Genomic DNA, 23,612 nt, shown 5'->3' with positions numbered 1-23,612 from the left:
CTAACTAGGCTGTATACATCAATTGTACGCGAGCGCCGCTGGCGGTCATTTGCGCGCAGAGCAAGGCGTGAGCCGCGAGGTTGGGTGGCCCAATAAGCGGCGAACAACGCAGTAATGCACGCCAATGTCCCCAGCCCGTAGGATCACGGCCCAAAAGCCTATTCTCTGTGTTGTCGGGCTTGAACAGAGAGCTGCCCTTCCCCCTCCGCCTTGATAATGGGCTTTTGGGGCGGCGATGGAACCACCGGCGATTGAGGGACACAGCCTAATGTCTCTTTTCATTAATATTCCCCGCTGCGGGGATCGATAAGGCCTGAATGGATGTCTTTGTCTTTAAAAACTAAAACCTCTGCTACGCTAGTGCCCGTGTGTTTACTGATCGTGGCGATGATCTCAATCCAGAGTGGTGCTTCTCTGGCCAAAAGCCTGTTTCCGCTCATCGGCGCAGAAGGGATCACGACCCTGCGTTTGGGGATCGGTACTTTGATATTGTTTATTATTTTTCGTCCTTGGCGAATGCATTTTGCCGCTGGCAACCGTCTGCCATTATTGATTTATGGCCTGTCACTCGGAGCGATGAACTACCTCTTTTATCTCTCATTACGTACACTGCCGCTTGGTATCGCTGTTGCTCTTGAATTCACCGGCCCACTGGCTGTGGCAATGTTTTCTTCACGCCGTCCTGTAGATTTCCTTTGGGTAGCTCTGGCAATAATGGGTTTATTTTTTCTTCTACCTCTTGGCGAAGGGATCGGTAGTATCGACTCATTAGGGGCTGTCTATGCATTGGGCGCTGGCGCATGCTGGGCGATTTATATTATTTTCGGCCAGAGGGCGGGTGGGGATCATGGGCCGGGAACAGTAGCAGTAGGGTCATTAATCGCTGCGATTGTATTTTGCCCAATTGGCGCCTGGCAAACTGGTAGTGCGCTGCTGAATGCAGATATCTTACCATTGGCATTAGGTGTCGCTATTCTCTCTACCGCACTGCCATATTCACTGGAAATTATTGCATTGCCGAAAATTCCAGCACGAACCTTTGGCACGCTGATGAGCCTGGAACCCGCTCTGGCTGCACTTTCCGGCATGATTTTCCTCAATGAACATCTCAGCGGCATACAGTGGATGGCTTTGTCGGCTATTATCATGGCCTCAATCGGCGCGACCTTGACCATTAAACCCAAACCCAAAATAGAGAGTCTTCCGCAAGCTTGAACCCCATACCTGAGAGCTACATCCCAAAACTCGCATTCTGTGTTATCTATAATTCGTCGCCATTCAAGCTGCAGCAGCGTTTAACACTATTAGAAATCGCATCCTTGTGATTTCACCTTTGGGGTGCAGCTTGGTGGTATTAGAATCGGTTCCCAGCAGATTTGACGTGCTGTTGCTGTTTGCATGTAACAACTAGGCTGTATTACCCCCCATAAGCCTAACTGCACCATATGAAAAATCCGTCTATGCTTGAGTATCGTTGATAAGAGTAATCGTGAGCCTATATGACTGTTCCACAGCCTAATGAGAGTAATATCACTCAAAAGTCACCCTCTTCTTGGAATAAATATCATTCCAAGCAAGTAAGTTTTTTGCCAATACTCCTATTTATTGTTGGGGTGATGTTTTCTGGCTACGGTGCTTGGCGGTTACATAGCGAAATTGAACTAAGAGCCAAGGCTGAGTTTCAGCGTAACGTTGAAAGGATTTCCGATGAGATTATCAGGCGCTTTTCTCAACCCGTATACGGTTTGGATGGTGCGAAAGGTGCTTATGCCACAAATAACCATTTAAATCGTGAGCAATTTCGTGCTTATGTCGCATCTCATGACTTACAGGCCAAGTTTCCTGGAGTGCGCGGTTTTGGCTTTATCCAACATGTTCAGCGCAATAATCTGGATGCGTTTCTTGCCGAAGTGAGAGCTGATGGTGCGCCAGAATTTACTATCCAACAGTTTAATAATAAGGTTCATGACGATCTCTATATTATTAGATATCTTGAGCCTAGTGAAAATAATCAGGGTACGGAAGGGCTTGATATCGGTTCTGAAGCGGCCCGCCGCACTTCAGCTTTATTGGCGATTAATACCGGCCAAGCCACTCTGTCAGACACGATAAGTTTGGTACAGGATAATCGCGCAACGCCCGGTGTTTTACTTTATTTGCCTGTCTACGCACATGGCACCAATCCTACCACCCCCACTGAACGGCAAACATCATTAGTGGGGTTGCTCTATTCACCCATCGTGATTGCCGACTTATTACGTGATATTCCAGAGTTTACTAATGGCCGAGTGAATATCGAACTTTTTGACAATACGCAAAATTTGTCTTTACAACATTTGATTTTCGATGCTGAGAACAGTAAAAATGCGAATGTTAAGCCACAGGAAGGCAAAACGCTAGGCTCGCGAATATTTCAAAGTACCAGCATATTACCCTTGCCAGGGCGTGAAATGACCCTACGCGTGAGTAGCACTCCAGATTTCGAAACATTAACAAATCGCTATATTTCATGGATACTGTTTGCTTTTGGTTTTGTGCTCAGTGCAGCATTGGCATTATTACTGCGTCAACAAATAAATGGACGATATCGCGCAGAAGTGTTGGCACATAATATGACAGCGGACCTTGAACGTCTGGCATTAGTGGCTAAAAAAACTTCAAATGCCGTTATTATAACAGATGCAAAGCGTCATATCGTCTGGGTTAATGAAGGCTTTGAGCGTATTACGGGCTACGGTAAAGATGAAGTGCTTGGTAAGTCACCTGGGCAATTACTGCAATGTGCCAATACTGAAATAAACACCATAGACACGATGCGGAATGCACTAGATGCTGGTGAGTCATTTTCTGGTGAGATATTGAACCTTTCTAAATCAGGTCGTGAATATTGGATTGAACTGGAAATTCAACCACGTTACAACGATAAAAAAGAACTCATCGGATTCATGGCAATTGAGTCAGACATTAGCGAGCGCAAATCTACCTATCAACGGCTCGAAACAGCTTTGCGCGAAAATAACGCTTTGCTTAGCACACTTAATCTACACGCTATTATTTGTACTGCAGACAGTAACGGCCGAATAACAGAAGTTAATGATAAATTCTGTTATATTAGTGGCTATACGCGAGAAGAGTTGATAGGCCAAAGCTATCGGTTGTTAGAGTCTCAGGCTCACTCTGCTGATTTCTGGCAGTCTATGTGGAATGATATCTCCAACGGAATTTCTTGGCGCGGTGAGGTCTGTAATAAAGCGAAAAATGGCCTTCTTTACTGGGTGGACACCACAGTTGCACCTTTTAAAAACAGCGCTGGAGAAATAGAACGGTATATCTCTATTCAAATTGATATTACGGCCAGCAAAAATCAGCAAGCCAGCTTGCTCATCGCCCGCAACCAGTTAGTCCGTGCAGCAGATGTTGCAGAACTTGGGATCTGGTCCTGGAATCTTCCTGACGGTACGCTCTCTTTCGACGAGCGAATGAATGACATCTATGCCCTACCGGCAGAGTTAAGAAACGTTCCTCTCCCTCAGAGCTATTGGTATGATTTACTGCATCCCGAAGACCGCCATGAAGTGGAACAAGTTTTAAACACAGCGTTGGAAAAGGGAGATGTTTACCGTCAAATATTTAGGGTCATCATCAACAATAAAGTTCGTTTTATTCAATCTGCCGGAATGGTTGAACGGGATGAGAATGACAAACCTGTTTTGATGATGGGGATCAATCGTGACATTACCCAACAACGCGAAGACGAAAATACATTGCGTGCGGCCAGGCTAGCGGCAGAAGAGGCTAATAATGCCAAATCTGCATTTCTGGCTACGATGAGCCACGAGTTACGCACTCCAATGAACGCTGTTCTGGGTATGATGACATTATTAAGAAAAACAGGTCTTAATAATAAACAAGGCGATTACGCAATCAAAATTGAGGCGGCTGCCCGAACATTATTACGCCTTCTTAATGACATATTAGATTTTTCTAAAATAGAATCAGGTAAAATGGTATTGGAATGTATTCCATTTGATATTCATGTCATGCTACGCGATCTGTCGGTTATCTTATCCAGTAACCTCAGAGTTAAAAACGTTGAGGTCTTATTTGATATCGACCCGCAATTACCCTCATTTGTTGAGGGTGACAGTATGCGATTGCAACAAATATTAATTAACCTTGGGGGTAATGCACTGAAATTTACCGAACAGGGTGAGGTCATACTGTTTATTAAGGTGATTAAACAAGACAAACAGCACGTAACCTTAAAATTCGGTGTGCGCGATACAGGTATCGGGATCGCACCTGAACATCAGGAGCGTATTTTCAGTGGGTTTACGCAAGCGGAAGCTTCTATTAGCCGCCGCTTCGGTGGTTCAGGGTTAGGTTTGGTTATCAGTCAGCGTTTTGTGAGTTTGATGGGAGGCACTCTAGAGTTAGAAAGCCAGGTTGGTCATGGTAGCCTTTTTCATTTCACTATTACTCTGGCCGTTCCTGCAAACTCCCCTATTGAAAATGAGGTTGTCGAGTCTCCGGCTGTCAGGACAACTCAAGCATTAAATGATCTACGCGTATTAGTGGTTGATGATAATCCAACAGCTTGCGATTTGATCAAGCGTATGGGGGAATCCCTAAATTGGACCGTTGATGCAGCCACCAGTGGTAATGAAGCACTGCAGTTGATAAAACAGCAGCGCGAACAGGGAATTATTTACGGAGCGCTATTTATTGATTGGCAAATGCCAGGCTTGGACGGTTGGCAAACCAGTAAATCAGTACGTGAACTCATGCCGGAAGGTATGGTACCGATGATTGTTATGATTACCGCCCACGATCGCGAAATGTTGTTACAGCGCAGCGAAGAAGATCAGGCATTGCTTGATGGTTATCTGGTAAAGCCTATTACAGCTTCCATGTTACTGGACTCAGTCACCGACGCCTTAAGCGAAGGTAAACAAACCGAAAATCCTCAGCCCAAACGGGATAGTGCTTCGCACCAATTGTCGGGTATCAGACTATTGGTTGCCGAAGATAACGTGAATAATCAACAAATTGCCCGTGAGTTATTGGAAGATGAAGGCGCGATTGTTCAAATCGCCAACCATGGTCAAGAAGCGATTGACATTCTACAGGCCACCCCTAAGTCGTTTGACGTGGTACTGATGGACTTACAGATGCCTGTCATGGATGGTTTAAGCGCTACGCAGTATATTCGTAACTCGCTAAAATTAGTTGATTTACCGATTATCGCCATGACCGCTAATGCGATGGCCTCCGATCGCGAGGACTGCCTGGCTGCCGGGATGAATGATCATGTGGGTAAGCCTTTCGAACTAAAAAACCTGATCCGCGTCATTCGGAAATACAGCAACCAATCCGATATTGTCATCGCCACTAACCAGGTCCATTCCTCAGGGTTACCAGAGGAATGGAAAAAAACGGCAGCCGCCGCCGGTATTGAGTTGGAATCAGCTCTTAACCGATTAGAGGGTGATATTGCGCTATATCAGAAAATGGCGTCGCTGTTTGTGGCAGAACTGGGTGATTTCCCTGAGCAAATAGACGCATTTGTTGAACAATCTGATTGGTTAGCGGCATCACGTATGCTGCATACCATAAGGGGGCTTTCGGCACAGTTTGGTGCGATTCATTTATCGCAAATTGCCGCTGAAGGTGAGAAATTATTAAACAGTGCACCACTCCCCATGCCAGAAGTCATAGACAGTTTACTGAGTAAGATAAAAGATCAAGTACAGTCAGTACGCGCAGGGATGATAACATTGAGCCAAAATATGCAAGGCAACGCTATCAGTACCCAATCCGTAAAGGCCAAGGATACACAATCTATTGCTTCTGCTCTGAATGCATTGATATTGCTGTTACAAAACTCAGATATGACGGCATTGGAAGTTATAGATCAATTGCAGATGACATTAGGCCACCAATTTAGTAAGGAATTAACCCCGTTGAGTCATGCGATCAATCGATTAGACTTCGCTTCAGCGATCCAGATCGCCCAAGCGTTGCAGGGAAGCACCTCAATCCAAAGAGATAAAAATGATGACGAACAATAATTCTCTCGATCAGGACCCTACTGAGCTTTTACCAAGTTTAAAGAAACCCAAACTGCTTCTTGTTGATGACCAACCTATTAATATTCAGATGCTATACCAAGCATTTTCTGCCGATCATCATGTTTGTATGGCAACGAATGGGGCGCAAGCTCTGGACGTCTGTCTCAAGCAGAAGCCGGATCTGATTTTGCTTGACATTGAAATGCCTGATATCAGTGGGTATGAAGTATGTGCACAACTCAAAGTGCTTTCCGAAACCAAGGATATTCCTGTTATCTTCGTCACGGCACATGTTGATGAAGAGACTGAGACTCGCTGTTTTAACGAGGGTGCTGTCGATTTTATCAGCAAACCTATCAACAGGAATACCGTCAGAGCACGAGTCCGCACACATCTGCTGCTGAAGGCTCAATCGGATTTGCTACGCCAATTAGTCTATTTGGATGGATTAACCGAGGTACATAATCGGCGCTATTTTGATGTCCGACTAAACCAAGAATGGCAACGTGCAAACCGTGATAACACTCCCCTTAGCCTGATCATCATTGATGTCGATTCTTTCAAAAAATATAATGACTTATACGGCCACCTCGCAGGAGACGACTGTTTACGGCTGGTTGCAAAAACTATCAATAATGCGCTCAAACGCCCAACAGATTTAGTTGCACGCTATGGTGGCGAGGAATTTGCCTGTTTACTTCCCAATACTGAATTGAACGGTGCAATGGCGGTTGCTGAATCAATAAGATTACAGGTCATAAAACAGGCGATCGCGCATGCGGACTCCTCAGCATCACCCTTTGTCAGTATTAGCCTGGGAGTTTGTTGCCGGGGGACTGAAAGCCCTGGAGAACTTGCCGATTTCCTGTTAGAGGCAGACTCACAGCTTTATAAGGCAAAAGCGAATGGCAAAAATCAAACCTACGGTACCTGGTTAGAAAAATATTAGGCTTTATATTTTTCATTGCTACTGTGTCAGAGTCATTTCAGCCCTTTCGGGCTACAGCCATATTGATGCGTTAAAACCGTTATTTTCCTAGATTTTTTCTCCAAGTAGTGCAAATAGACTTGCACCAGGTGCCGCTTGATTAAAGATAAAAGGTTAGGATTAGGTATCAATGCAAATAAAAATACGTTAATTTTCGGTTGTTACTAACGTATTTTTTAGTTAAAAATAATGCATTGCACCATAATGACTCAATTACACCACTTTGGGGCCTTATTATGGTGCATAGTAACGATTACTGGACTTCTGGCTACCAGACCATATCGTAATCCTCTGTTTTAATAATGGTTGTGAAATTGGCATGATTTTTTCATGGCCAAAATGCAACATAAAAAATGGGCAATCAGCAACCTATAAAGGAATTCCTCTTATGAAGTCTATTTTAAAAGCCTCACTTGCCGCACTTTCTCTGGCCTTTGCAGTGAGTTCCCAGGCAGCAGATAAACTGGTTGTCGCCACAGACACCGCTTTTGTTCCGTTTGAATTTAAGCAGGGTAATCAATATGTTGGTTTTGATATCGATCTGTGGGCAGCTATCGCTAAAGAATTGAAACTGGATTACACCCTGAAACCAATGGATTTCAGCGGTATCATTCCGGCACTGCAAACCAAAAACGTCGATCTGGCGCTTGCCGGTATTACTATCACCGAAGAACGTAAGAAAGCGATTGAGTTCTCTGACGGTTATTACAAAAGCGGCCTGCTAGTGATGGTGAATGCTGATAATGACAGCGTAAAAAGCATCGCTGACCTTGATGGCAAAGTTGTCGCAGTGAAGAGCGGTACCGGCTCCGTTGATTACGCCAAGCAGCACATAAAAACTAAAGATCTGCGCCAGTTCCCAAACATCGATAACGCTTACATGGAGTTAGCTACCAAGCGTGCTGATGCGGTGTTGCACGATACGCCAAACATCCTCTACTTCATCAAAACGGCAGGCGCTGGCAAGTTTAAAACCGTTGGCGAATCACAAGAAGCCCAGCAATACGGTATAGCCTTCCCAAAAGGCAGCGACGAATTGCGTGAGAAAGTGAATGCCGCACTGAAGACCTTGCGTGACAACGGCACCTATAATGAAATCTACAAAAAGTGGTTTGGCACAGAGCCTAAGTAATTCATCAAATGAGTCAATATTAAGCGGTGCCCCTTAATTGCACACGAGCACAGCTAACGGACATTTGAGCACGGGGAAACGTCCCTCTGTGTTTCGCACTTTATGATCCTCTTGTTTGAGATCGCCGGGAGAAAACACCATGCAGTTCGACTGGAGCGCCATTTGGCCCGCCATCCCTATTCTGTTAGAAGGTGCCAAAATGACTCTGTGGATTTCGATCCTCGGTCTGATTGGCGGCCTGATCATCGGCCTTATCGCCGGTTTCGCCCGCATTTACGGCGGTTGGATCGCTAACCACGTAGCACTGGTATTCATTGAAGTGATCCGCGGCACTCCCATTGTTGTGCAGGTGATGTTTATCTACTTTGCCCTGCCAATGGCATTTAGCAATTTGCGTATCGACCCTTTCAGCGCTGCGGTTGTCACCATTATGATCAACTCCGGTGCCTATATTGCGGAAATTACGCGCGGCGCTGTGCTATCTATTCACAGCGGCTTCCGTGAAGCAGGCCTGGCGCTGGGATTGTCCCGTCGCGAAACCATTCGTTACGTGATAATGCCGCTGGCGCTTCGCCGTATGCTTCCACCACTGGGTAACCAGTGGATCATCAGCATCAAAGATACCTCGCTGTTTATCGTTATCGGCGTTGCTGAGCTGACCCGACAAGGTCAGGAAATTATTGCGGGTAACTTCCGTGCGCTGGAAATCTGGAGCGCGGTGGCGGTTATTTATCTGATTATTACCCTGGTGCTGAGCTTCGTTCTGCGTCGTCTGGAAAGAAGGATGAAAATCCTGTGATTGAATTTAAAAACGTATCCAAACACTTTGGCCCGACCCAGGTGCTACACAATATTGACCTGAAAATTACCCAGGGCGAGGTCGTGGTGATCATCGGTCCTTCTGGCTCGGGTAAATCTACGCTGTTACGTTGCATCAACAAGCTGGAAGAAATCACCAGCGGTGAATTGGTAGTGGATGGCTTAAAGGTTAATGACCCCAAAGTAGACGATCGCTTGATCCGCCAAGAGGCCGGTATGGTCTTCCAACAGTTCTACCTGTTCCCACAGTTGACCGCGCTGGAAAACGTAGCTTTTGGTCCAATCCGCGTCCGTGGCATGAAAAAAGATGCAGCACAGAAACAGGCTCGAGAACTGTTAGCCAAGGTCGGCCTGGCAGAGCGAGCACACCACTACCCTTCCGAACTTTCTGGTGGACAGCAACAGCGCGTCGCCATCGCTCGTGCTCTGGCAGTGAAACCGAAGATGATGTTGTTCGACGAGCCGACATCTGCCCTGGACCCTGAACTGCGCCACGAAGTATTAAAGGTAATGCAGGATCTGGCAGAAGAAGGAATGACAATGGTGATCGTCACCCACGAAGTCGGCTTTGCCGAGAAAGTGGCATCACGCCTAATCTTTATCGATAAAGGAAGGATTGCAGAGGACGGTAATCCGCATGAGCTGATCAGCAACCCACCGAGTCCACGCCTGCGCGAATTTTTGCAACACGTGTCCTGATTATTTGGCTCCAGCTTCCCCCTCGACCCGTACTGGGTTGTGGGGTTTTTGTTCTATTGCACCAACGTTCAGCTTATTGCCAGCGTTCTTCCGCCCAAGCGGCTTGTTGTTCGGCATTATGAAATGTCCAGGCAACAAAACGGCTGATTTTTTGGCCTTGAGCCATTTCAATAGTGCGTACCTCAACGGCACAGGCCTGTTTTAAAGCCCAATAGATAGCGGGCAATGTAGTATGTTTAGAGATTAACGAGGTAAACCATAGGCAGTTTTGCGCTTTTCCCACGCTCTCTTCAATCATTTTACGTACAAAGGCCTCTTCGCCACCTTCACACCAGAGTTCGTTATGCTTCCCGCCAAAATTTTGTATCGGTTTATCTGCTACTTCCCCCTTACCGAGCTTATGCAGTTTGCGCCGGGTGCTGGCTTGCGCTTCCTGTTCAGAACCATGAAATGGTGGATTGCAAAGCGTCGCATCAAAACGTTCAGCCACACCAATGATACCGTTGAAAATATCCGAAGGGTGTTTCTGCTGCCGCAGGCGTACGGTATTTTTCAATGTCGGGTTCATGGCAACAATCATTTTGGCGGCACCAAGAGAGACAGGATCGGTTTCTGAACCGGTAAAACGCCAACCGTATTCACGCTGACCAATAATAGGGTAAATACAGTTTGCCCCTATGCCTATGTCCAGAATAGCGACGGCTTTGCCACGAGGTATTTCACCACCATGACTGCTTGCCAGCAGATCGGCGAGATGATGTACATAGTCCGAGCGCCCTGGAATTGGCGGACAAAGATAATCAGCGGGAATATCCCAGTGCTCAATACCGTAATAGTGCTGTAATAAAGCTCGATTAAGCATTTTTACTGCGGCAGGATCGGCGAAATCGACGGATATATCACCCCAGGCATTAGGCTTCACGAACGGTTCCAGCGCTGGGCAACTGGCAATCAGCGCGGGAAAATCATAGCGTGAGCGATGGCGATTACGTGGATGCAATCCGCTTTTTTGCTGCGGGAAACTTTTCTTTTTTTCCACTGGGACAGGCTCTCTGAAAGGATTTTCTGTCGCGTAAGATAGCACAAAGGCCATTAAAAAAGACGGTAGATGCTTACAATCGGCTTGAAATGCGCCAAAATAGAAGCTCGTCCTTTGCTGACTGGAGCACTTGTGAACAGTGAATCACGTTATTACTATGAGCCAGCGGCCGGTCACGGTCTACCGCACGATCCACTGAACGCGATTATTGGCCCACGCCCAATTGGTTGGATTTCATCTCTCAGTGCCAGCGGGCAACGCAATCTGGCCCCTTACAGTTTCTTTAATTGCTTCAACTACCACCCTCCTATTATTGGTTTTGCCAGCACAGGTTGGAAAGATAGCGTGGCCAACATCGTAGAAACAGGCGAGTTTGTCTGGAATCTGGTAACGCGCCCCTTGGCAGAAGCCATGAACAAAAGTTCTGCTTCACTACCACGAGGTGAAGATGAGTTTACCTTTGCCGGATTAACGCCTATTACAGGCGTACGGATAAAAGCTGAACGAGTGGCAGAAAGCCCAGTCAATTTCGAATGTCGGCTAACACAGTGTATTCAATTACAAAACGCCACAGGAGGAAAAGTGAATACCTGGTTGGTATTAGGGGAAGTGGTTGCCGTGCATATTGCCCCCACCTTACTGGATGAAAATGGCATCTATCAAACAGCCGCTGCACAACCCGTGTTACGTGCCGGTGGCCCCAGCGCTTATTACGGTATTTCTGACCTGTGCCGTTTTGATTTGTTACGCCCGGATATACGCCAATAAAGTTGCAGTAAGAATCGCGCTAAGCAGAGAGGCATATGCACTCTCTGCATTATTAGGCTATGTCAGCGCAGGAAAAGGTTCCTTTGAGACCAATAGGCCAAAAGATGCAAACTGGCAGAATAATAATCTTCATCAGGATCAAGACGGTTAACGAGTGGTCCGCTATCCCCAACAACCAAATCTCTGACCGCCCTCATTCCTTGACTTTGATTATATTCAGACCGCTGGCCACTGAGAACATCGATCCAGGCCGGTGCAGAACGGCGATCAAAACCACGCCAAAAACTGACGTATGGCGAAAGCGTCGGATTACTCATCTGATACCAGTGGATATAGAGTGGGATACGCACGGCATCAAAGCCAAACCGTGCTGGCCAGCCGTTTGCTGGAGTCACTTGCCCATCAGCCTGTAACGAAACCCAATCTGTGGCGAGCTGTTGTTTGCCGAACATCATTTTTTTAAGCAATGCCAGGCTATCGTCACTGAGGTTCTTCCATACCAGTAGATTAGTATCTTGGTAGAATGCTTCCCAAGCAGGGAAGACAAAATAAGAAGGGTTAACGATCACAAAGTCGTTTTGTTTAAAACCGTTCACGCCAGGGAGCATCACTTGATAACCGGCATAGCTCACCAAAGTGTGTCTAAGCAGAGATTTCTGAATTTCCGCCGAAGCATCACGATAAGCTGTTACGTCCCACTGCTTTCCCCCTTCCAGCAAGGCCCAGGCAATAAAAATATCACCATCGGTAGCATTGTTCTTATCCGCTATAGGGTCTGGCTGCCCTGGCTGATAGCGCCAGGAAAACAAGCCAATATCTTCACGATAAAGATTGGCTTTTGTCCATTGCCAAATACTGTCAAAAGCAGCCTGATCGTTATTATAGACCGCTAGCAACATGGCAAATCCCTGCCCCTCGCTATGGCTGATATGATTATTACCAGTGTCAACAATACGCCCGTCCGACAACAAAAAGCGCTGTTTATATTGCAACCAACCAACATCTTGAGCAAGCGTACCAAAAGATAACCAGACGCCTATCATAACAATAAGTATTTTGATTCTGCCGAGCGTATGTTTAGCCACCATAACCTACCTTCGTTGCTCATTTTTGTAGCGAAATATCAGCGTATTTTCCTCAGCTGGACCGCACCAGCGAAGAGAAACATGGGGCTCTCCACCTTGGGCCAACAGCCAAGCTTCATAGGCACCTTCCAGCACCGTAGCAAAAGACACTGCCCAGATGGACTCATTATCAGGATCGTCACTGCGAGGATAAGCATAATGCGTCAAAAGCAGTTGCTCTGGCGTTGGATCAATCTGCACCCTTCCCCAATCAAAATGGCGCAACAGGCCATTAAGACCATCTTCCAGCTCGCCCACTGTCTCCGCAGCGGGTAATGGCAATTTGCTCGCCAGATTGGCACCCATCAAACGCAGAAAATCACGTCCATCCGCATCATCGGCAGACGCTAAAATGCCAGAAAACACCACTTGAATGAGGTCCTGCCAACCCGTTTTAAATTGACGTTGGCGATAATAATCAAGCTCACACGACGAATTGATAATATCTTGCATGGTTATTTCCCATCTAACAGATATTTAAAATAGAGCGAAGCCCTGCTCTCGGAATAGCTGCCGAAAGTATCGTAACCTAATTGCCCTCCGACCAGCGTGCTAGGCGTCACCTTGTAGGTTCCCCCCGCTTTCAAACTGTAGCCAATGCCTTTCTTGTCTTCGCTGGCATACTTCGCCTGAATACCGTACCCACGGCTGACCAGATCTTCCAACTGGGCTTGAAGATCAGGATCGTTAGGAAAGTAGGCACTTTCCTGATTGTTATAAGCCTGGTACCCCACACTTCCCCCTAAGACGTAGGTAAAGTTATCCTGCTTTTTAGTAAACTCGATGGGCAATGAAATACTCAGATAATCCTGCGGGCTAAAGTATCCCCCTTGGCCATAACTGAAGTAACTCAGGTTCTTGTCAAAGCTCATATAATTGACGTTTACACCAGCTTTCAACTCATTTTCGTCATCTTTATAGGGCCGAATATAAGCACCCAGCGTCCCGGTGATACTCTTATTGCTGGCAACGTTGTCACCTATATAGCTGTAGTACCCCGCACCGCCATAGGCACCCACAACACCATCATCGAACCCAAGATTAACGCTGCCACCGTTTTTAGTTACAGCGCCCCATTTTTTACCGGTGATAATGTCTTCACTACCAACATAAGAGAGCAGGCTATCCGTAACGGCCCTGCGTTCAACCGTCAAATCAAGCGTAGAGTGCTGGCTTAACTTGGGCGACCATTTAGCGCCACCAACAATAGAGCTAATTCCACTTCCTAATGGAGTACTGCCAACATCTACCTTATAGCTATCGCCGCTTAAGGCGAGCGCCAGTTCAACCCCTGTATCTTGTTGTTGTCCCGGTGATTCAGCATAAAAATCATTAGGATTGTAGGTCTGCGGTTGTGTTCTCTGTGCGTCAAGAGTCTGTTTTTCGACATAGGCTTGATCCTCCGCCACCGTCGCAGCGGTACACTCAGCAGAAGTGGGATTAATTGAACACAAACTGTCACGCGTAGCATGGAGTTGCTCATAGCGCAGGTTTGCCGCCTGTGCTGCGGCAATCGAGTTTTGTGAGGCAATAAGGGAAGCCTGAGTTGCAGCCTCTACCGCTTTAGCCAGCTGCAAAGCACCCGTACCAAAACGTACATTGGCACTGTTAGACGGTGTACCGGATTGCAACATCACTGGCGTCACGTCAAAACTGACCCGACCATTATCAAACGGCATGCCGGATAGCGTGATTGGGCTTCTCATCTCGGTGATGTTACTCAGACCATTTTCGCCACTGCTGTTATCGCGCAGAGAAATATTACCTTGCACCCAAGTGGCTACCTTGCTCTGTATTTCATCCATCAATTGTTCAATGTTCTGCAAGGTCGAGTTTTTAGCCACCGTCTCGGGCGTGTGCTGCTGAGCCTTTGTGTATCCGCCCGCCAGACCCGGCGCAGCTACCTGCCAAGGCAAAACTTCACCATAAGCCGAAGAGGAAGCCGTATTCAGCGTTGGTGACGAAACGCTCTGCGTGGCAAAAGGATTATCCGCCAGCCTCAATCCGCCAATCATTGCAGTATCCCCTCCGGCTACTGAGCCAAGGCCATTCATACGATTCTTTGCCTCGCGTAACAACGCTAAGGCTTGCGGATAGCTGCCATCAGCCTCGGCGACACGGGCAGCCAATAACAGTTGGTCTGGCGTTTTGGTCGCTGGCAGTCCACGCACCAATTGCTTAGCACGTTCAATATCCCCTTCTGACAATGCCACGCCAACGGCACCTTCTCTCGCCCCCTGATTAAGGCCATCGCGGCTAAGCAAATAATTGTAGACTTGCCCTGCTTCTTTGTTCATGTTGCCAGATTGATAGAGGCGCCCCATGGCCAACATGATGCCTGCGTTTTGTGGGTCACTCTGTAAAGCACCAATCAACTTGTCATAGGCGGCACCGTATTGCCCTTGCAAACGCAGTTTATCTGCCTCGTTAATGACACTGCCCATACGCAGTTGGCTGATATCTTTTGATGAGCTGCGAGCCCTTAGTGCTGGGTTATTGAGCCAGGCATCCGCCTCCTGGCCTAAGCCCGCCTGATTGAGCACGTCGATCTGGCTTGCATAATCACCCGCATTTCCTTTCACACCCTGGCGCATGTTGTCGCGAACCAACTGTACAGCCGTGGAAACATCCCCCACTTCCATCAGGTCTTTAGCTAACTCCCCAAGTGCGGCAGGTTCTGAAGGGGGTTTTTGAGCCAACTTCTGCAAAATTGTCATCGCACCGGCGGTGTTACCCTGCTTGAGATAGTTTTCTGCACTGGTACGCTGTTGATTTGCTGATGCAGTTGCCGCTAATCCCCGCATAGCGATACTTTGCCTTGCCACCGGAATACGTGCCATCAGGGTAGAGACGTTCAACCAGTCATTACGCTCAGAGGCAAACAAGGCCGCCGCGTAAAGACTGTCTGCCGAAGCACCAACCTGCATAAGCGGAGAAATCAAGGTTTGAGCTTGAAGTTCTTGTCCCTGTTTATTCAGAATACGTGCCATATCCAAGCGAACCCACACATTCGAAGGTTGTTTTTCCAACGCCTGCTGCAGGAGCGCCATCGCTCGTTGGGGCTCATTATTCTCCATTGCAGCTGCAGCCTGCTTGCGCAATGGGTCGACATTCACTCCAGCCACTACCTGCGGGATTTTGGGCCGAAGATTTTCAGGGATGGTTTGTAGTACCTTCTCTGCGTCTTTACCCTTATCACGCTGTTGCAGTAACAGATAGTAAAGACCCAGTTTGGCATCATTATTCTGTGGATTCTGTGTCAACAAGCCGCGGTACATTTGCTCTGCATTGGCAAAGTCACCCTTCTTACGGGCTACATCCGCGCGGAACATAGTCACCGCGTTGCCTTTCTCCCCCGTGGCACTGATCAGTGGCGCGCTGAGGCTCAATGCTTCATCTAACCGGCCTGCATTGGCAGCCTGCTTAGCTTTCGCCAGGCTGCCATAAAAAGCAGCGTCTTTGGCCAATGCCCCCCATTGTGCACTTTGTGGTCCCCCCTGCTTCGCAGCTTGTGTGAGGTAACTCTCTGCCTGGCTGAAATCGCCACTGCGCATGGCAGCAAACCCCATGCCCGCCAAGGCATCGCCATCATTGGGATTGCTCGCCAAAATAGCGGTAAACTGACTTTTGGCTTTGCTCAGATCCCCTTTATTCAGTTCAGAAAACCCCTGACTTTTCGCCGATCCAGCAATATTTTTTTGGTAATGAGCGGCAACCGTTTTATCCTCTGGATGCTTTTGCTGATAGGCATCATACAGCGGTTTATCCGTTGGTTGAGGTGCCAGCCAGAGCAGTGCCTGCTTCAAGGCCTGATCTGCTTCACTGTTATCTGGCGGCATCGACGCCAACATGCTTATTCCTTCCCGACGCGTCGATTCTTGGTAAGTCAACACTTTGCCTAGAACTACTCGGGTTTGAGTATCATTAGGCTGCAAAGCCAAACGCTGTTTAAGGCCGTCAATCGCCTGAGGTATAGTGGCCGGTGTGCCAGCCAGAGTGAGATAATACTCATTGGCCAAGCTATCAATGGGGGGTTTACCATTGAAAATAGACTGATAAACGGCAATAGCCTGTGTAAAGTCACCTTTGGCGGCAGACTGTCGAGCCTGAGTCAGTAAGCTCTTAGGGACAGACTGCGCTGCGCTGTTACTGATTAAAGCCTGTAAGCGGGGATCATTGGGCGAAACAGCGCTCAGTTTCTTCTGCCATAATTCCGCATTCGTCTTATCTCCAGCCTGCTGGGCATAAAGGGATAATAGATACATTGCCTCAGCATTATTCTCATCGATCAGCAGGATTTTCTGCAAAGCGCCCTGCGCCAGCTCATCGTGAGATTTCTCATGCCAGTATGCTGCTTGCTGGAACAGCGCTTTCAACGCCGGATTAGCATCCGCCGCCAGCACAGGGGCAGAGAATACCGTCAGCCCAGCCCAAGAGAGCCAGAAAATTTTCTTTTTCAACAATATGTTCAATTGGTTATATTCCATGAACAACTCCTGTCTGACATCTGGCCGAGAGTTATTTTAGTTTTCATCTTCCGCATCCCTCCCCAGACGTTTAGTGGCATGTTTACGCAGCAGGGTATAAAGACTTAGACCCAACACGATGGAAATCCCTAAGCCGGTAAGCGATAACAGCACAAAATGCTTACTGGCATACCAGATAAAGATCAGATACCAAGGAAGCTCCCCACTTGGAAACTGCTGGCCAACCTGAAAACTGCGCACACCGTTTTGATCGGTGATCACTGCCAAATCGCCACGTATCCCAGCATTGACCTTTGACAACCTCAGGTCAGAATAGATTTTATTCAGTTTATCGTCTGAAGAAGCGCTAGCTACCACGACTACCCGCTGTGGATCCCAGACAGAACGGAAACTGAAAAATCCCCGCCACTCATTCACTGAAGATAAATAACGATCGGCATCGATCCCCTGAGTACGCCAATTCCCCGCAAGATAAGAACGCAGTTTGTCCAATGCGGATTGATCTTTCACCGCCAGTGCTCCACTTTCCTTTTGGATAAAAGGCACGCCTTGCAATAAACGCTGATAAAGATCCTTTTGCTCCAATGAAGCGACCACCAGCACATCTTGTCCCTTGAACGCTGCATTCTCACTTTCATTGCCTTGTAAGCCAAAACGAATATCAACATGACTGATGGCACTCCCTGTTGCCGCCCCAGATTGAGCGGCTAAATTCAGCAACGTCCGAATTTCATTTGCCGTCGGTTTTGCAGCCAGTAGCAGGATTGTCTGCGAAAAATCCGCCAATTTGGAGAATGGGAAAGAGGCACCTACAAAATAGGACAGATTAGGCAACTCGGTAAAATGATAGGTCTGGCTTAAATCAATATAAGAATCAGGCCCGATATGGCTCTTGATGGTGTCGCTGGCTGTTGGGTTACAGGCAGCACTGTCTTTCGGTACGATGGTAAAATAGAGCTCAAGCATGTTATCGCCATAAATCAGATAAGGCGGCAAAGGTATGCTGGCACTTTCCTGACGAATATCACCACCAAATTGATGCCACAATAGCTCCAACAAACCACGTTGGTTAACCGGCAAGCTACGCAAGAATGCCCCGTTCAAAGTAACGCTGAGCTGCGATTTAGTCTCATCGATCCAACTTTCTGTCGGGAAACGGTAATCAATTTGCAAAGGGACGTTTCTGCCATCCCACATAAACAGATCCGGTGCGGCACGGAAAGGAACACGTACTGCATCATGGAACACACCAGTAACGGTAAGATCATCCGCATTCGCGACCAGATTGCTAAAACTGACGGGCTTGCTGGTATCAATCCAACGGGGGGCGTCGTAAGGTAAACGTACAGGAATATCGACAGGTTTTACCGCTAACGTTGCCGCTTTTTCAGGTAATGGTTGGCTTACCAAACGGTGTGCAGCCTGACGCATCTCGTTACTATTTCGCCCCATCACCAACAGCAGTTTGAACACTGGGTTTATTGGGTTATCGATGATCTGGAGCGTCGGCCCCTCGGCCTGTGGCAACGTTAATTCACCAATCTTTTCCCCTGGACGCGCAAAGATAATGCCATTTTGTTCAGGTAACGCATCCTGCAAAACTTGGAAATCAAGGTTGTTATAACGCGTCACCTTGCCGAGATACGAACTGACTATGGCAGCAGCCACAACGTCCTCAGGCCGTTTCGCCTGGCTGAAAACCACATCTACGGTGGAAGATTGCATTGCTTGCGGATCAAAAAATGGACGTGGAAAGTAACCCATATTCTGGCCAATATTCAGTACCTGACTCTCCAACTGCAAACGGCTGGTTGGTAATACCTTGACCCAATATTTGTTGGCAACCCCTCTCTCACACTCCATCGGCGCATTAGTGCCATTCTCTATGCTGAAGCTCAGGTTGTTACGCGAGACAATCATCGCTGCCGGAATGGGGACACGATAGGTCAACTTGGCTTCATGGAGTTGGTTTAACCTATATGTATTGAGCGGTTGACCATTCAGCATAAGATGCAATTCTGTATTGCTCTCCATCAACGCTGGCGATACTTCAATATCCAGTATCAGGTTCCCATCAGTCACAACCCAATCTATGGGCAAGGTAAAAGTCACCCCCGACTGCCGTTGCCAGTTACTCAGCATCAGCCCCGCCGATTGCCCCATCTCTGTCACAGTAAGCGAAGAGACAACCGACTGATTAAGCGCCACTGCTGGGGGATCAGCACGGTTACTGGCAACATTCTTTTCGGTACCAACGGATAAAGTTTCCTCAGGTAGAGCATCCGCAGGCCTGGGTAAGAAGGGAAAACTCTGAATATTGCTGTTGCCATCAGCCGATTGAGGAAGAGACTGAGGATTTGCTAATGAAGGAAGAGGCTGGGGATCTGCCGCAATCGATGAATCAGCCAAGCTAAACCACAGCACCAAACTGCTTAACATGGCGATAAACCCAGTGCGTTTTCTTGGCGGCGCTATTTCCAACAGGCTCATACCGTTTGTTCCTTTTCCTGAACCTGTTCTACACTCGGCTGTTTCTTCTGCTCTTTTTTCTGCTGTTTTCTCTCCCGACGATCCTGCCAAGAGAAATAGAACAATTCGAAAATACAACGAATGATACCCAACAATGAACGCAATGGCCGATCGCGTGGGTAAGGCTCTGTACGGATCCAGGCATCAGCTCGCGCTAATACCACTCGCACCAGCTCACGTCTTTTTTCGATAGACAGTTCTTTGAACATCAAACGGACAACCGATTTATCGGCATCTATCAATTCCACCGGGAAACTCACACTGCCCGACTGTAATGCCAATTCCACTTCTTCGATCGGCTCTTTCAGGAAACGCTCATCCTGGGTTTTCAACTTTACACCACCCATAGAGAGATCGACGGTTTCCGTACGCATAGCTGCACCGCTGGCAAAATAAATTACGGCGGGCAGTGAGGCCTCAACACGTATAGTTTTTCTAACCTGGCGCGTTTCTCTTGCCACTGCAATCGAAGCCAGCAGGATAATCATGCTGAAACTAGCCCAAGCAATATTGAGCATAATAACTTGGGGATTGGCACCAAAGTGATCCGGCATTGCCATACGAATGATGCCCCAAGCACTACCTAACAATAGTAATATCACTGCAATAATATGCGGCCGCACAATATGGAAATCAAAGTAGTTGACGTCCAGCAACGCTCCTTTATCCGTCACGTTAAACTTGCCATGTTTGGGCGATATAAGAGTCAGCAGAGTTGGAATAACCAGATGGAAACACATCACCGTTTCATATATTTCACCCCAGAATGAGTGGCGATAACGCCCGTTAGCTCTGGAGTTGATATAAATCGACATCACCAGGTGCGGTAAAACATAGGCAAAAATCAGCCCAGCCGATGAGGCAATGATGTTCAAGTTGAACAGTAGGTAAAACAAGGGGGCCACACAGAATATAACCCTAGGCAACCCGTACTGAAAATGCAGCATTGCGTTCAGATAACACAAGCGTTGCTGCCAGTTCAACCCTCTGCCCAGTAATGGGTTATCGACCCTGAAAATCTGCGTCATCCCCCGAGCCCAACGGGTGCGTTGGATCACGTGTAGCCCCAACCGTTCAGTTGCCAAACCTGCCGCCAGGGGAAGCGACAGAAATGCGGTATTCCAGCCTCGACGCTGCATTTTCAACGCCGTATGGGCATCTTCGGTAACAGTTTCAACCGCAAACCCCCCCACCTCTTCAAGCGCAGAACGGCGAATAACAGCGCATGAGCCGCAGAAGAAAGTCGCATTCCAGTTGTCATTCCCTTGCTGAACCGGCCCATAGAATAATGCCCCTTCATTGGGAACCTTTCTGGCCTCGGTCAGGTTGCGTTCAAACGGATCGGGAGAATAGAAATAGTGTGGGGTCTGAATCAATGCCAGGCGCTCATCAACCAGGAAACTGCCAACCGTTGCCTGTAAAAAAGCACGTGTGGCGACATGATCGCAGTCAAACACAGTGATTAATTCGCCCTGAGTCACTGTCATGGCATTATTCAGGTTTCCGGCTTTAGCATGGTTGTTATTCGTACGGGTGATATATCCCACTCCAGCATCGGCACAGAAAACAGCAAACTCACTGCGCTTGCCGTCATCAAGCACATAGATTTTCATCTTGTCCTTGGGGTAGTCAATACATTGAGCTGCCAGCACGGTATCACGAACAACATCCATGCTTTCATTATATGTCGGGATATAAACATCTACCGTGGGCCACAACGATGTATCTTCAGGCAGCGGTTCAATGGTTCTTTTTAATGACCAGGTTGTCTGGATATAGCCAAACAGCAAAATGACCAACGCATATAGTTCGGTCAAAAATAGGGCAATCCCAAGCACAGCCTCCAATGTGCTGTTGAAATGCAGGGTTTCTGTAGAGCGCCAGTATATATAGCGTAACGACATCAATGTGGACATGACGATCATTATCAGGGTGGCTTTTTTACTTTTACTGAACCCTAAAACAAACACGATGGCAATACAGATAAAGCCAAACATGTACTGATTATCACTGTTCATTGGCGCAATGATAACCAGCAAAATAAAAGGTAAAGCCAACAGTAGTAAGAAATAAAAGAGTATTTTATTCATAGCTAACCAGACTATCCCTACTAAGAGCTGTAAATAGACGTAGTATGATGATATGACCCATCTCCCACACTAAGCCCTAAAATAACTGCTACCTTTTTACTAATATGATCGAGATCAAATGCTGCGGCCGAAACGGGACTGATGTCCATTATTGCCCGCTGTGATGCATTAGCTTCAGGGACACATTCATCACGATGGATAGTGCCCAACAACCTGTTTTGCAGACGTTGCTCCAGGAAATGCGTCACGTCCCTGCTCAAGGTTCGCCTCATATCACTCTGATTAACGATGTAATATTCACCAACGCCATTATCGCCAGACTGACTCATATATTTATGCTGTTCTATACCGGGTAATAGACTAAGAGATGCTGCATCAGCCAACAAAACCATAATGCGCATATCAGCGGCAACTTGCATAGCTTGTATAGCGGCATTACGCCCCGGAGGCATATCAGCAATAACCACCATTCCCGGGATTTTCAACACTGCACTCAGGCCCCGTTGAATAAACATCGGTTCGTTTAATAAATTATCATCAAACCGCAGTCTCTCTTCTTCGGTGACTTCACCGTAAGGCAAGACAAACAGGTTGGGCCCAACCTTCAGGATAAACTGACTCCAGTCAGATAATGTTTCTGACTGGGCAACAAAACCCCGGTTATCGGAGATAGGGACACCAAAATGGAGGCGAAGCGCATTCTGCGGGTCAAAGTCAACAACTAACACTTTACTACCACTGCGGGCTAATGCATAAGCCAGATTAGCAGTAACCGTGGTTTTCCCTACACCACCTTTCGGAGAACAGACACAGACTAACGGCATGAGGCAATAGACTCTAATAATGGTTTAAGTAATGTATTACGATCGGCTTCTCTATCACCGGCAGGTGATGTTTTCTTACTAAACATATTTTTAAAACGTTTAACGTCAGACTGCGGAACAGCGGCCTGTCCGGCATAAGAGGAATTAAAATGATGGCTCTGAACAGAAGAAACTGGCGGTGTTTCCTGTCGGGGAGGATGATTAACTTTAGCAGTAATCGGGACGGTACGTTCAACATGACCAGGAACCGCTTTATTTTCTTTTACGTTGGTAACTGGCTGAGATTGTGGCTGCAAACCCGAAGAAAACTCTGTCGCATTTGTGAGGGTGGGTTGCAAGATGGAAGAAACGGTTCCACCATTTCCTGCAACTTGTTCAACAATAGCCCAACGTTTGATTAGCGCTGTAGCATCCTCCTTTGGAAACTCTTTATAATCAATATCTTTCATATTGATTTTATCTTTAAACCGCTGCACATCATCATATTTGCTCATAATCTACACCTGTAAGATTATCCTTCGCACCCGATCAATGCATACCAACCCGTCGTCCTTCAAGTTGCAGCGGTGTTGGCTGCATTACTCGAGGCATCATCAGCAACATTCAAATCTGCTCTGGGCAAATTTGTCGCTCAATCGCCATCGACATGCAACTTGAAGTTACTTAGATATAATCACTTATGTTCAAAAACGTGATTCATCCCCCTAAATACATCCAGATATACTCTAAATAATTCGAGTTGCTTGTACACGGCAAGGTCTGACGTTCCTCGGAGCATAGCCTACCGTGAGAATTGGGACGGCAGAGCGTAGTCAACACCTGGGCAACTTAAAGTATGACGGGTATAAGCGTTCGAATATCTCAAGAACTCTCCTCTGGCAGTTTAGATAGCGTAGCTTACAAGTCTCGTTTTACAACAAAGCAGTAGAAAAATAGAGAAGATGTTCTTCAACAATCTGTTGTCTTACCAAGTTTACTTTTTGGCTATATTGATGCTCGTAGTGGACGTTTCGAGTGTAATCTACCCCTTTAAAGCGATACA

The 23,612-nt window shown here is 47.2% G+C and carries 15 protein-coding genes; 7 read left to right on the top strand and 8 right to left on the bottom strand.

Annotated features, from left to right (window positions below; all coding sequences use genetic code 11):
• Window positions 1-321: 321 nt before the first annotated feature.
• The 6 genes from rhtA (at window position 322) to glnQ (ending at window position 9,709) form a co-directional block, all read left to right on the top strand.
• Complete coding sequence (rhtA, locus tag OK023_RS05290) at window positions 322-1,215, top strand: threonine/homoserine exporter RhtA (RefSeq protein ID WP_317695589.1); 894 nt, start codon at window positions 322-324, stop codon at window positions 1,213-1,215.
• Window positions 1,216-1,586: 371 nt separating this feature from the next.
• The gene (locus tag OK023_RS05285; protein ID WP_317695587.1) at window positions 1,587-6,071 is read left to right on the top strand and encodes a CHASE domain-containing protein; all 4,485 of its coding nucleotides are present in this window, start codon (window positions 1,587-1,589) and stop codon (window positions 6,069-6,071) included.
• Entirely contained in the window at window positions 6,055-7,020 is a 966-nt protein-coding gene (locus OK023_RS05280) for a diguanylate cyclase (RefSeq protein ID WP_317695585.1), read from the top strand. Before OK023_RS05285 ends, OK023_RS05280 begins: the two co-directional genes overlap by 17 nt.
• A 427-nt stretch (window positions 7,021-7,447) precedes the next feature.
• Complete coding sequence (glnH, locus tag OK023_RS05275; RefSeq protein WP_317695582.1) at window positions 7,448-8,191, top strand: glutamine ABC transporter substrate-binding protein GlnH; 744 nt, start codon at window positions 7,448-7,450, stop codon at window positions 8,189-8,191.
• Between the two features lie 139 nt (window positions 8,192-8,330).
• The gene (gene glnP, locus OK023_RS05270; RefSeq protein ID WP_317695580.1) at window positions 8,331-8,990 is read left to right on the top strand and encodes a glutamine ABC transporter permease GlnP; all 660 of its coding nucleotides are present in this window, start codon (window positions 8,331-8,333) and stop codon (window positions 8,988-8,990) included.
• Complete coding sequence (gene glnQ / locus OK023_RS05265; protein ID WP_317695577.1) at window positions 8,987-9,709, top strand: glutamine ABC transporter ATP-binding protein GlnQ; 723 nt, start codon at window positions 8,987-8,989, stop codon at window positions 9,707-9,709. The genes glnP and glnQ overlap by 4 nt, the downstream gene beginning before the upstream one ends.
• A 73-nt stretch (window positions 9,710-9,782) precedes the next feature.
• On the opposite strand, the gene rlmF is transcribed toward glnQ, so the two are convergent.
• A complete protein-coding gene (rlmF, locus tag OK023_RS05260) occupies window positions 9,783-10,748 on the bottom strand; it encodes a 23S rRNA (adenine(1618)-N(6))-methyltransferase RlmF (RefSeq protein ID WP_317695575.1) in 966 nt (321 codons plus the stop codon).
• 132 nt (window positions 10,749-10,880) lie between these two features.
• On the opposite strand from rlmF, the gene OK023_RS05255 reads away from it, so the two are divergent.
• Entirely contained in the window at window positions 10,881-11,516 is a 636-nt protein-coding gene (locus OK023_RS05255) for a flavin reductase family protein (RefSeq protein ID WP_317695573.1), read from the top strand.
• A gap of 62 nt (window positions 11,517-11,578) precedes the next feature.
• Here the strand turns inward: OK023_RS05255 and OK023_RS05250 are convergent, their stop codons facing one another.
• From OK023_RS05250 to OK023_RS05220, 7 genes are read right to left on the bottom strand one after another with little or no spacing between them, the layout of a single operon-like run.
• A complete protein-coding gene (locus tag OK023_RS05250) occupies window positions 11,579-12,604 on the bottom strand; it encodes a glycosyl hydrolase family 8 (protein ID WP_317695570.1) in 1,026 nt (341 codons plus the stop codon).
• Between the two features lie 3 nt (window positions 12,605-12,607).
• Window positions 12,608-13,093 carry a cellulose biosynthesis protein BcsD gene (gene bcsD / locus OK023_RS05245; RefSeq protein ID WP_317695567.1) on the bottom strand — a complete coding sequence of 162 codons (486 nt, stop codon included), beginning with the start codon at window positions 13,091-13,093 and terminating at the stop codon, window positions 12,608-12,610.
• A gap of 2 nt (window positions 13,094-13,095) precedes the next feature.
• Window positions 13,096-17,127 carry a cellulose biosynthesis protein BcsC gene (locus tag OK023_RS05240; protein WP_317695565.1) on the bottom strand — a complete coding sequence of 1,344 codons (4,032 nt, stop codon included), beginning with the start codon at window positions 17,125-17,127 and terminating at the stop codon, window positions 13,096-13,098.
• 36 nt (window positions 17,128-17,163) lie between these two features.
• Window positions 17,164-19,617: a cellulose biosynthesis cyclic di-GMP-binding regulatory protein BcsB gene (bcsB, locus tag OK023_RS05235; protein WP_317695562.1), complete on the bottom strand. Its 2,454-nt coding sequence runs from the start codon at window positions 19,615-19,617 to the stop codon at window positions 17,164-17,166.
• Window positions 19,614-21,746, bottom strand: coding sequence for a UDP-forming cellulose synthase catalytic subunit (gene bcsA / locus OK023_RS05230; protein WP_317695560.1), 2,133 nt, complete (start codon window positions 21,744-21,746; stop codon window positions 19,614-19,616). The genes bcsB and bcsA overlap by 4 nt, the downstream gene beginning before the upstream one ends.
• A gap of 20 nt (window positions 21,747-21,766) precedes the next feature.
• Window positions 21,767-22,570 carry a cellulose biosynthesis protein BcsQ gene (bcsQ, locus tag OK023_RS05225; RefSeq protein WP_317695558.1) on the bottom strand — a complete coding sequence of 268 codons (804 nt, stop codon included), beginning with the start codon at window positions 22,568-22,570 and terminating at the stop codon, window positions 21,767-21,769.
• The gene (locus OK023_RS05220; RefSeq protein WP_317695555.1) at window positions 22,561-23,064 is read right to left on the bottom strand and encodes a cellulose biosynthesis protein BcsO; all 504 of its coding nucleotides are present in this window, start codon (window positions 23,062-23,064) and stop codon (window positions 22,561-22,563) included. The genes bcsQ and OK023_RS05220 overlap by 10 nt, the downstream gene beginning before the upstream one ends.
• Window positions 23,065-23,612 lie beyond the last annotated feature (548 nt).

The sequence above is a fragment of the Serratia sp. UGAL515B_01 genome, from assembly GCF_033095805.1.
Lineage (GTDB): Bacteria > Pseudomonadota > Gammaproteobacteria > Enterobacterales > Enterobacteriaceae > Chania.
Note: the sequence above shows the minus strand (reverse complement) of the source record. Positions and strands in the feature narration are given on the sequence as shown.

Coding starts and splice junctions, on each gene's coding strand:
- glnH (WP_317695582.1), top strand. CDS start 7,448: ATGAAGTCTATTTTAAAAGCCTCACTTGCCGCACTTTCTCTGGCCTTT.
- OK023_RS05240 (WP_317695565.1), bottom strand. CDS start 17,127: ATGGAATATAACCAATTGAACATATTGTTGAAAAAGAAAATTTTCTGG.
- bcsQ (WP_317695558.1), bottom strand. CDS start 22,570: ATGCCGTTAGTCTGTGTCTGTTCTCCGAAAGGTGGTGTAGGGAAAACC.
- bcsA (WP_317695560.1), bottom strand. CDS start 21,746: ATGAATAAAATACTCTTTTATTTCTTACTACTGTTGGCTTTACCTTTT.
- OK023_RS05220 (WP_317695555.1), bottom strand. CDS start 23,064: ATGAGCAAATATGATGATGTGCAGCGGTTTAAAGATAAAATCAATATG.
- OK023_RS05280 (WP_317695585.1), top strand. CDS start 6,055: ATGATGACGAACAATAATTCTCTCGATCAGGACCCTACTGAGCTTTTA.
- OK023_RS05250 (WP_317695570.1), bottom strand. CDS start 12,604: ATGGTGGCTAAACATACGCTCGGCAGAATCAAAATACTTATTGTTATG.
- rhtA (WP_317695589.1), top strand. CDS start 322: ATGTCTTTGTCTTTAAAAACTAAAACCTCTGCTACGCTAGTGCCCGTG.
- glnP (WP_317695580.1), top strand. CDS start 8,331: ATGCAGTTCGACTGGAGCGCCATTTGGCCCGCCATCCCTATTCTGTTA.
- bcsD (WP_317695567.1), bottom strand. CDS start 13,093: ATGCAAGATATTATCAATTCGTCGTGTGAGCTTGATTATTATCGCCAA.
- bcsB (WP_317695562.1), bottom strand. CDS start 19,617: ATGAGCCTGTTGGAAATAGCGCCGCCAAGAAAACGCACTGGGTTTATC.